The organism is Arthrobacter sp. CC3 (assembly GCF_039907775.1).
Classification (GTDB): domain Bacteria; phylum Actinomycetota; class Actinomycetes; order Actinomycetales; family Micrococcaceae; genus Arthrobacter.
Genome location: NZ_JARCCY010000081.1, coordinates 1 through 9,356, shown reverse-complemented (window position 1 = coordinate 9,356; position 9,356 = coordinate 1). Strand labels below are relative to the sequence as shown.

General features: G+C 66.9%; 8 protein-coding genes. 1 reads left to right on the top strand and 7 read right to left on the bottom strand.

Annotated features, from left to right (window positions below):
• Window positions 1-73: 73 nt before the first annotated feature.
• From PV761_RS23830 to PV761_RS23815, 4 genes are all read right to left on the bottom strand, one after another.
• A complete protein-coding gene (locus tag PV761_RS23830; RefSeq protein WP_347899998.1) occupies window positions 74-1,435 on the bottom strand; it encodes a phenylacetate--CoA ligase family protein in 1,362 nt (453 codons plus the stop codon).
• Between the two features lie 11 nt (window positions 1,436-1,446).
• Window positions 1,447-4,062 (bottom strand): heavy metal translocating P-type ATPase, encoded by a 2,616-nt coding sequence (locus PV761_RS23825; protein WP_347899997.1) that lies wholly within the window; start codon window positions 4,060-4,062, stop codon window positions 1,447-1,449.
• Between the two features lie 160 nt (window positions 4,063-4,222).
• The gene (locus PV761_RS23820) at window positions 4,223-4,486 is read right to left on the bottom strand and encodes an SHOCT domain-containing protein (RefSeq protein ID WP_347899996.1); all 264 of its coding nucleotides are present in this window, start codon (window positions 4,484-4,486) and stop codon (window positions 4,223-4,225) included.
• Window positions 4,487-4,621: 135 nt separating this feature from the next.
• Window positions 4,622-5,302 carry a TIGR00730 family Rossman fold protein gene (locus PV761_RS23815; RefSeq protein ID WP_347899995.1) on the bottom strand — a complete coding sequence of 227 codons (681 nt, stop codon included), beginning with the start codon at window positions 5,300-5,302 and terminating at the stop codon, window positions 4,622-4,624.
• Window positions 5,303-5,670: 368 nt separating this feature from the next.
• On the opposite strand from PV761_RS23815, the gene PV761_RS23810 reads away from it, so the two are divergent.
• Entirely contained in the window at window positions 5,671-6,012 is a 342-nt protein-coding gene (locus PV761_RS23810) for a heavy metal-associated domain-containing protein (protein WP_347899994.1), read from the top strand.
• Between the two features lie 52 nt (window positions 6,013-6,064).
• Here the strand turns inward: PV761_RS23810 and PV761_RS23805 are convergent, their stop codons facing one another.
• The 3 genes from PV761_RS23805 to PV761_RS23795 form a co-directional block, all read right to left on the bottom strand.
• Window positions 6,065-6,202, bottom strand: a complete 138-nt coding sequence (locus PV761_RS23805) for a hypothetical protein (RefSeq protein WP_347899993.1) — start codon at window positions 6,200-6,202, stop codon at window positions 6,065-6,067.
• A 619-nt stretch (window positions 6,203-6,821) separates the two neighbouring features.
• A complete protein-coding gene (locus tag PV761_RS23800) occupies window positions 6,822-7,037 on the bottom strand; it encodes a PEP-utilizing enzyme (RefSeq protein WP_347899992.1) in 216 nt (71 codons plus the stop codon).
• On the bottom strand, window positions 7,028-9,265 hold the full coding sequence (locus tag PV761_RS23795; RefSeq protein WP_347899991.1) for a PEP/pyruvate-binding domain-containing protein: 2,238 nt from the start codon (window positions 9,263-9,265) through the stop codon (window positions 7,028-7,030). The genes PV761_RS23800 and PV761_RS23795 overlap by 10 nt, the downstream gene beginning before the upstream one ends.
• Window positions 9,266-9,356 lie beyond the last annotated feature (91 nt).

Below are 9,356 nucleotides of genomic sequence, written 5' to 3'. Positions count from 1 at the left end.
TGACCAGAACACGCCGCTAGACGGCCATTGGTGGCGTTCCACCCGCCCCGCAACCGCGTTGTTCAGCAGCCTCCTAGTGCAGTGGGGCGATCCCCCGGACGAACGGTGCCTTGCCCAGGGCGGTCCGTTCAAGTTGTTCAACGACGTGGACGTCCACCGGGGTCGCCACTACGCCTGCCTCATTGAGCGCGCGGATCACAGCGGCGCGGACTCCCTCGGTGGATGCCCCTGGTGTGAGGCCGGCGAGGTGCACGCGAAGCCCGGAGGGCTCCTGGATGACCTGCCACCCCGCGCTGCCTACTTCATCGAGTAGGTGGTGGAAAACGATCGGGTGGATGCTGATCGGTCCTTGCCTGCCTGGCAGGTGCAGGATGTCTTCGATTCGCCCTTCGATGTCCTCCAGCAGGGTGAACGAGCGTCCACACGGGCAGCCGCGTCCGCCCAGCCTCACTGTGTCTGACATTTCGTAGCGGATCAGTGGAAGAGTCCGCGAAAACAGGACGGTCACCAGGAGCTTTACCCCCGTTGTTCCGGGCGGCACGGGATTCCCGGCAAGGTCCACGGGCTCGATGATCAGCAGGTCCTCATAGACATGGCGGTTCCGGTAAGTGCAGGGTGAGGCGATTCCGGCCGTTTCGGTGGCGGCGTAGACATCGAAGGGGGCACTTCCCCACGCCTCCTCCAGCTCCGAGGCGGTGTGCGGGCTGAGCACTTCGGAAGCGGACATCACACCCTGCGGGGAGATGTGCAGGCGTCCTGCGCGCTGCTCTGCCGCCAGGGGTTTGAGTGCTGAGGCGTAGCCGACCAGGATCCTGGGCTGGAAGCGGTTCAGCGCGGCGACAGTCTCCTCCATGGGTGCGGTGACGTCCAAGCGGAGGGTTGGGACGAGTCCGGAGCGCAGGGATGCACCGACGACGGCGGACTGGTGCGTGGGGACGCGGGAGCTGACCAGGGCCATTTTCAGGGGCTTGGTGAGCCCGGCGGAGATCCCGGCCCAGTCGTTCGCGCGGGCGTAGGACGCCAGGACGGTCCCCCATTCGGAACGGTTCCAGACGAAAGTTCCGCGCCGGCCCGTGGTTCCGGCCGTTGCCGCAGCCCACCACCGGCCTTGCCACGGTGTTCCCGGGTCTCCCCCTTGCTCCGTCAGGGACCGCAGGTGGTGCTCCAGATCGGCAAGCCTCAGATCCGGGGTGGTGACGGCCTCGTCGAAGTGCTCCATCAGGTCCGCTTTCGCCACGGACGGCAGCCGGTCCAGGGGAGCGTCGTGCAGTCCGGCGTGATGGCGCCGGTAGAACTCCGATCCGGCGTACGCTGCCTGTCGCAGTTCCTGCAGGGCGTGTTCCTGGTGGGCGGTGATCCGCGCGGCGTCCCAGTGGTCCCGCCTCCGCCACGCGGCCCGCAGGAACAGCACTCGGGAGATAAGGCGGAGGTCCATGGCGCGGCAGCCTAGCGGGTCCCGGCCGGGGCCAGCGGCCGCGAAGCGCGCGCCGTGGTGGCTTCAGGTGTTTCCGGCCGGGGCAGCCGCAGCCGCTTGAGCAGGAGGGCGTTGACGGCGACCAGGAAGCTGGAACCCGACATCGACAGCGCCGCGATCTCGGGACTGAGGACGATCCCGGCGAACGCGAAAACCCCTGCCGCGACGGGCAGCGCAATCGCGTTGTACCCCACAGCCCAGCCCAGGTTCTGGCGCATCTTCCGCAATGTGCCTTTGCCGATCCGCAGGGCGATGGGCACATCCAGCGGGTCCGAGCGCATCAGGACGACGTCGGCCGTTTCGATGGCAACATCGGTACCGGCGCCGATCGCAATGCCGAGGTCGGCCTGGGCCAGGGCGGGCGCGTCATTGACGCCGTCGCCAACCATGGCGACCCTGCCGCGCTGCTGCAGCTCGGCGATCTTGGCGGACTTGTCCCCGGGGAGCACTTCGGCGATGACGGTGTCGATGCCCAGCTGGCCGGCAATCCTTTGCGCGGTCGCTTCGTTGTCCCCTGTCAGCATGACGACTTCGATCCCGGCCTCGTGCAGGGCGGCGACGGCGGCGGCCGCGGTCTCCCTCGCGGCGTCCGCCATGGCGATCACCGCCGCAGCCCTTCCGTCCACGGCGACCAGCACGGCGGTCCGTCCGGTGGCGGCCAGCTCGTCGCGCACCGCGGCCAGCGGCCCAAGGTCGATGCCTTCGTCGGCCATGAGCTTGCGGTTGCCCACCAGCACCCGGCGTCCGTCCACCGTGGCGCCGGCACCGTGGCCGGGAACGTTCAGGAAATCCGAGGCCGCCAACGCGGATGCGCCGTGCTCCCGCGCATGCCGGACCACGGCCGCCGCGAGGGGGTGCTCGGATTCCTGCTCTACCGCAGCGACCAGTGCCAGCAGGTCGTTTTCACTCATTCCTTCAACGACGACGTCGGTCACTTCCGGTTCGCCCTTGGTCAGGGTGCCGGTCTTGTCCATCACGACGGTGTCGATCCGGGCGGAAACTTCCAGCGCGGTGGCGTTCTTGAACAGGACGCCGCGCTTGGCACCCAGGCCGGTGCCCACCATGATGGCCGTGGGCGTGGCAAGCCCCAGCGCGTCGGGGCAGGTGATCACGACGACGGTGATGGCGAACAGCAGGGCCGCTTGGACGCCGGCGCCGAGGGCCAGCCACGCCGCGAACGTCACCGCTCCGCCGATCAGGGCGACAAAGACCAGCCAGAACGCGGCCCTGTCGGCCAGCCGCTGGCCCGGCGCCTTGGAGTTCTGGGCTTCCTGGACGAGGGCGACGATCTGGGCCAGCGCGGTGTCGGCCCCGACCTTGGTGGCCCGGACACGCATCGTACCGGTGGTGTTGATGGACGCGCCGATCACTTCCGAGCCGATGGTTTTAGGCACCGGAAGGCTTTCGCCGGTGACCATGGACTCATCGACCTCCGACTGGCCGTCCTCGACTTCCCCGTCAACGGGGATTTTCGACCCCGGCCGGATCAGCAACAGGTCCCCGGTCTGGACCTCCGAGGTGGGGATCTCGACGGTGTCCCCGTTGCGGATCACCACCGCGACCGGCGGGGCCAGCTCGAGCAGCGTGCGGATGGCCTCGTTCGCGCCGCCCCGAGCGCGCATCTCGAACCAGTGGCCCAGCAGCACGAAGGAGGCAAGGACAGTGGCGGCTTCGTAGAACACTTCACCGCCGCCGGTAAGAGTCACCCCGACGCTGTAGAGCCATCCTGTGCCGACGGCGATCGCGACCAGGACCATCATGTCCAGGGTGCGGGCCTTCAGCGCCCGGTAGGCGCCGTCGAAGAAGATCCAGGCCGAGTAGAAGATGACCGGCAGGGACAGGATCAGTGCCATAACGTCGTCGCGGAGCCCGAACGGCGTTATGGCACTGAAGCCGAACATGTCCCGGCCCATCGGCGACCACAGTGTCACGCCTATGGACAGGACCGCGGCGACCAGGAACCGGTTCCGCATGTCCTTGACCATGTCGTCCATTGACATGCCGGCATGGTGTCCCCCGTGGCCCATCATGTCCTGCGGCGTCCGGGGCATCCCGCCATGCTGGTCCGCGCCGTGGCCTGCATGGCTGTCCGCCGGCGGGCGGGCGTGCCCGGTGGTAGGTTCCGCCGGTGCCGGTGCATGTCCTGCGTGCATGCCCTGGTGATCGTGCCCGACCGGATGCACGTGCCCGACCGGATGCACGTGCTCCGCCGGAAGGGCTGCTGCACCGGGGTGGACGTGTCCGGAAGGCCGGTGGACGGGGCCGCCCTGTCCGGTCGTGTCATCGTTGATCCCGTGGGCGGGCGGTGCGTCGTCCATCGGGTAGCAGACGTGGTCCGGGACCGATTCGCCCCGGCAGTGGTATCCGCAGTCCCGGATCCACCCGGAGATCTGCTCCACGGAGGTCACTGCGGGGTCAAAGCTCACGGTGGCGGTCTGTGCGACCGGGTTGGCGTCGACGGCCGCGACTCCCGGCCGTTGCAGCAGTACGTTTTCAATGATTGTTTTGGAGGTGGCCCAGTGCAGGCCGCGTACTTCCACGACGGTGCTCTTCAGAGGCGTGGCGGCGGGCTTGGGGCCGGCGGTCATGGTGCGTCCTTTCGCAGGGGTGTCCGAGGAGGACGGCGGGGCGGTTCACCCGCTGTCGGACCTTCACTGCGTAGCGGTTCGCGCCCGCGACGACGTTTTCCGGTTACCCCGAACGTATACCCCCTAGGGGTATACGTCAAGGCGGGTGCACCGGGACGGTTCACCGTTGTCCGTGGGCGCGGCGGAGGACGGTGAGGCGGGCGGTGTATTCGCTTTCGTCGATTTCGCCGCGGGCAAACCGTTCGGCGAGCAGGTTTTCTGCGATCCCAGGTCCCGGTGCGCCGGCCTCGAACCGCCGGCCTCCCGTTCCTATCGCGCGGGCAAACAGGATGATCCCGGTGATGATGGCGCCCCAGAACAGGACAAAGCTGACCCCCATCAGGATGTAGCCCCAGACGCCCATGTTCCCGTCCCAATACATCATTGCTGTTTTCCTTCCTGCGCACGGATGTACCAGCGCCTCTGCGTTCACTATCGTCGCGTGCGGTGCGCGGCGTCAGAGTCTTTGGTCCCCTGTCCTTCCGCGGGCTGCGGCGATGCGGGGGCCCGCTCCCGCCGCTCAGCCGGGGCCGAGTTGGCGCAGGTGGCACTGCCGAACCAGTTCGACGGCTTCGTCAATGTCGTCGGTGCACCGCAGCAACTGGATGTCATCGGGGGCAATGAATCCCTGGTCCTGGACCCGGTCCCGGATCCAGGCAAGGAGCCCGGCCCAATGCCCGGTCCCGATCAGGACCACGGGGAATTCGTGGATTTTTCCAGTCTGCACGAGGGTCAGGGCTTCGAAGAGTTCATCCAGGGTGCCGAATCCGCCAGGCAGGACCACGAAGGCCGAGGCGTACCGGACGAACATGAGTTTTCGGGCGAAGAAATACCGGAAGGTCATGGACATATCCACGTAGGCGTTGAGCCGCTGCTCGCGCGGAAGTTCGATGCCGAGGCCCACCGAGGTGCCCCCGGATTCCGCAGCGCCGCGGTTGGCAGCTTCCATCAGGCCCGCCCCTCCCCCGGTGATCACCGCGAAGCCGGCCTCCGCGAACCGCGACCCCAGCATCCGGGCAGTTGCGTAGCGGGGATCCCCGGGCAAGGGGCGTGCTGATCCGAACACAGCGACCGCCTTGCCGACCCGACCCGAGAGGAGGCGGAATCCGGCGTCGATTTCGGTGCTGATCCGCTCCATCCGGGCAGGGTCTTCGGCCGGGTCGGCCAGCGCCGCGAGCAGCTCTTCGTCGGTCATCTTCATGCCGGCGCAGCTTCCGGGAGCACGCGGCAGTTCAGTTTGTGTTCGTCGGCCTCGCCGGTTGTGATGATGGGCAGGACCCGAGTCAAGGTCCAGGTCGGCCGTCCACGCGGGAACTGCCGCAATTCAGGAAGACTGCTCATATCCCCGAGTGTTCCGTCCGCGCTACGGCAGGAGTAGAGCCTAACGGCCCCCGGGCACCCGCGGAACGAGCACCCGTCGGTCCCGCGCCGGCAACCATTGCTTTCTATACCCCTAGGGGGTATTATTTTTGGTGTTGCCAGTGACGAGGTTTGTCCAGGCCCCGCGCCGTTACAGCCGTTCAACCGCAACAGCTCCTTTCCTACCCCTGCTTCGAAGGAAAAACTGACATGTGCGGAACACCCGAAACACGAACCCAACTCCCTCTGGCCTCCGCAGCCCAGCACGCCTGCAGCTGCTGCTCGCCCGCCGCGACCAAGACAGCGGCTCCGGCCGCGGAGTACCGGGCGGCTCCTGCCTCCGGGGCGCAGTACGCTCTGGAAGGGTTGACCTGCGGCCACTGCGTCCAGACCGTGGAACGGGCCGTCTCGGGGGTCTCGGGGGTCGACTCCGCGACAGTGGAGCTGGTTCCCGGCGGCACGTCGCGACTGAACGTCACCGGCAGCGCGGACCCGGACGCCCTGGCCAAGGCTGTGCGCTCCTCCGGCTACGTCCTGGCCGGCACGGAGTAGCCTCCGCACAGTCCCCGGGCGCCGGCGGGCACAGTCCCCGGACGCCCGGGGGTCAGTGACCACCAGTGTGGTTGCCCGTATGGTCCACGGTGGGTACCGGGCCGGGGGCCGGTCCCTCGGCTGTGCCGCTGATGGCCGGGCCGATGACGAACGCCGCCGGGGCGCCCACATCCGGCTGGAGTGCAGCCATCCGTCTCTCTGTCCTGCTACCCCGGGCGGGCAGTATGTTAAGTTGGCCCATCGCATCCGCCATGTCGAAGCCGTTACGATCCCGGCTAAGGCGTCCATCTCGGAGCTCGAAGGTTTCCGAAAGTCATCAGCGAAGTCAACCCGTCAGGATCGTGGGCGTTAGGAGAAGTTGTGCAACTACCTGCAACGCTTCGATCTCGATGAGAACCGCCCAAAAAGGCGAACGGCCCCGATCTGCTACTCGCGCGTCATCCGCGGCGCATCAAAACGGTTCGCGTCCGGGCGCGAACTTCAGGGCGTTTGCCGCCGAGAGGCCGATACATATGACTGATTACTCCGGGCACGATGGAGGTGATGCGGTGTGCGCGACTGCGCGAATGCGCGAATAAGCCCAGATTGCCAGCAACTGTGGTCTCCCTCATTCGACACGTTGTCCTGAGCACGCACATGAGTCCAATCGAACCCAGCCCTGCGGACGTGTCGCCGTCCGGGGATCGTCTCAAGGTGTTGCAGGGTGACGATCGCCCCGACCCTGTGACCAGCACTTTCAACCCCTGCCGGGGCCGTTATGTCGCATCCGGACCGCTGTGCGTCCTTCCGCTACCCCGCTGGCGTGCACGTCAAAGTTCAACAACACCCCCCGAGCCGTCGACGACAACGGTGTTCCCGTTCGTGATGACCCGCGTGGCATCGATTGCTCCGCTTACCAGTGGGATACCGAATTCACGGGCGACGATTGCGGCATGGGAAAAAGGGCCGCCGACTTCAGTGACGACTCCCGCTGCGATGTTAAAGAGGGGAGTCCAGACCGGGGTCGTGGTCCGGGCTATGAGCACGTCACCGGGCTGAAAGTGGTGGAAGTCGCCGGGCCCGGCAATGACGCGCGCGATGCCACGCGCACGACCGGGGCTGCCCGGGATGCCCACGAGGACGCGTCGCCCGTTACGGTACTGGACCCCGCGGGCCAATGCCGCCGGTCCGGCGATTGACGCCATGAGCCTCCACAGCGGATCTGCGGCCCAAACGGGCTCGGAGAGCGGTGGAATGAACGGAGGCGGCACCAGCCGCTTCCGGCGCTCACGCTCCAGGCGGCGCTGAGTTGTGCGTGTTTTAAGAGGTTTACAGCCGGACCGGTCGGGCCCCATATTTCGTCAGGTTTGAGGAAGAAGACGTCCTCTGCCCGCTCCAAGGATCCGGCCGTCGCGAGTCTGCGACCCGCCTCAAGAAACGTTGCGCGCAGGAGCGCCAGGACCCGCTGGAAATGGAACACGGCGTCGTCGACGTGAGCGGCGTGGCTTTGGCCAAGTGTGAGCAGGCGGCGAGCCAGGAAGCCACGGACCCCCCGCATGGAACGGACGAGATGCTCCGCGTCCGCTCGTTCACGGCGGGCTCTCTCCAGTCGCGCGTCCGGGCCGGTGACCGCCTGGTCGATGATTGTCAGGTGTTGGGCAAGCAGACCGGGCGACTCGCGAAGTGTGGGGTGCATGGGGTCGGCACTTTCGACAAAATGGCCGAACCGTGCCAGGTAGTCGCCTACGTTCCCTGTTTGAGCGGCGCGGCGTAAGACGCGCTCGGCCTCGAGCAGGAGACTGTCGTTGGCCCGGAAGAGGCGCCCCGAGTCCGCCAGTCCTGGAACCTTGACCCTGTCGATGAACTGTTCCCCCGAAATTGCCGCAGCCGTGAACCAGGAGATCTCCCACCACCAGGACCCCACGGCCCGCAGCAGCCGGCCCGCAGGGGCCCTTAGCTCTTCGTCGGCCAGTTCCGTCGGCATCGTCTTCTCCAGCGAATCCAGGGTCGCCAGCTCCTGGGGCCAGAGACGCCGAACCCGACGGTGCCCGTTGAGTGACCCCGTTGCGGTGCCCAGCACCCACGCCGCCGGACGGCTGGCCAGCCATCCGTATTTGAAGTCGGCCCGAATGTAGAGCCAGCCGTTGATCAACGCGGACCATGGAGCTTTCTGCATGGGAAGCTTCCGCTGGCGGGCAGCGATCATGGCGGCAAAGGTGGTCGCCGCACCGAGCGGCGACGGAGGTTCACTGGCCCATTCGGCAGCCTGCAGGTCTTTGAGCCATTTAGCGCCCGGCACTGGGCTTTCCCACGGCTCAGGCTCAGAGGGCAATGCGGTGATCGGACGGGATTGGACAATCCAGAACTGGTTATCGGCCAGGCACCACTCGATGTCCTGCGGCGATGCGAGGCACGATTCGATTTCCCTTCCCATCCTGGCGAGTTGTGCCACCTGTTCCGCGTTCAGGACTGGGATCCGCCGCTGGTCAGCTTCCACCGGTCGTATTTTGGTTCCGGAGAGCGCGCGGACGGTCATTGTCACCTTGTCGGAAACCGCGGCCTCCTTGATCCTGCCTGTCTCTTTATCGGCCGTGATGTGGTCCGGTGTGACCAAGCCGCCTACGAGCGCTTCCCCGAGGCCCCATACCGCGTCGATCACCGTCTCGTCCCGGGCCCCGGTCAGCGGGTTGGCCGTAAACATTACACCAGCGCCGGAGGCCGGAACCATAATTTGAAGCACGACGGCGATGCTGACCGTTGCGGGGTCGATTCCCGCGCGGGCGCGATAGGCCAGTGCCCGTGGAGTCCAGAGGCTGGACCAGCACGTCTTCACGGCCTGCAGCACTTCCTGTTCAGTTTGCACATTCAGGAAGGACTCTTGCTGACCGGCGAAGCTGGCCCCCGGGAGGTCCTCGGCCGTGGCCGAGGACCGAACGGCCAGTCCGGCGGACGTCGCACCGTTGGGACAGAGCAATCTGTAGGCCTGTCGAATGGCCGCGGAGATTTCCGGCGGCATGCTACCCCGGTCGAAGAGCCGACGTATCTCGGCCGACGCAGATTCAGCACCGGAAGAAGCGACGCCCTGCGCGAGGGCAACGACACGCTGCTGCAAGTCGTTCGCCGCCACGAACGCGCGGTAAGCCACGGTCCCCACCAGGAATCCTGCAGGGACAGGGAAGGCCGCCCGGGTTAGCCGGCTGAGGTTGGCTCCTTTGCCGCCCACGGTTGCGATGGTCGCCTCCGGCGAACCGAGCGGTAGAAGGATCGGCTCCATATCAGTGATCCGCGGTGTGGTTGCCGGTATGGTCCACGGTGGGTACCGGGCCGGGGGCCGGTCCCTCGGCTGTGCCGCTGATGGCCGGGCC

Bases quoted from the DNA above. Each gene is read 5' to 3' on its own strand.
- PV761_RS23820 (WP_347899996.1), bottom strand. From the start codon at position 4,486: ATGATGTATTGGGACGGGAACATGGGCGTCTGGGGCTACATCCTGATG.
- PV761_RS23815 (WP_347899995.1), bottom strand. From the start codon at position 5,302: ATGAAGATGACCGACGAAGAGCTGCTCGCGGCGCTGGCCGACCCGGCC.
- PV761_RS23795 (WP_347899991.1), bottom strand. From the start codon at position 9,265: ATGGAGCCGATCCTTCTACCGCTCGGTTCGCCGGAGGCGACCATCGCA.
- PV761_RS23810 (WP_347899994.1), top strand. From the start codon at position 5,671: ATGTGCGGAACACCCGAAACACGAACCCAACTCCCTCTGGCCTCCGCA.
- PV761_RS23805 (WP_347899993.1), bottom strand. From the start codon at position 6,202: ATGGCTGCACTCCAGCCGGATGTGGGCGCCCCGGCGGCGTTCGTCATC.
- PV761_RS23825 (WP_347899997.1), bottom strand. From the start codon at position 4,062: ATGACCGCCGGCCCCAAGCCCGCCGCCACGCCTCTGAAGAGCACCGTC.
- PV761_RS23830 (WP_347899998.1), bottom strand. From the start codon at position 1,435: ATGGACCTCCGCCTTATCTCCCGAGTGCTGTTCCTGCGGGCCGCGTGG.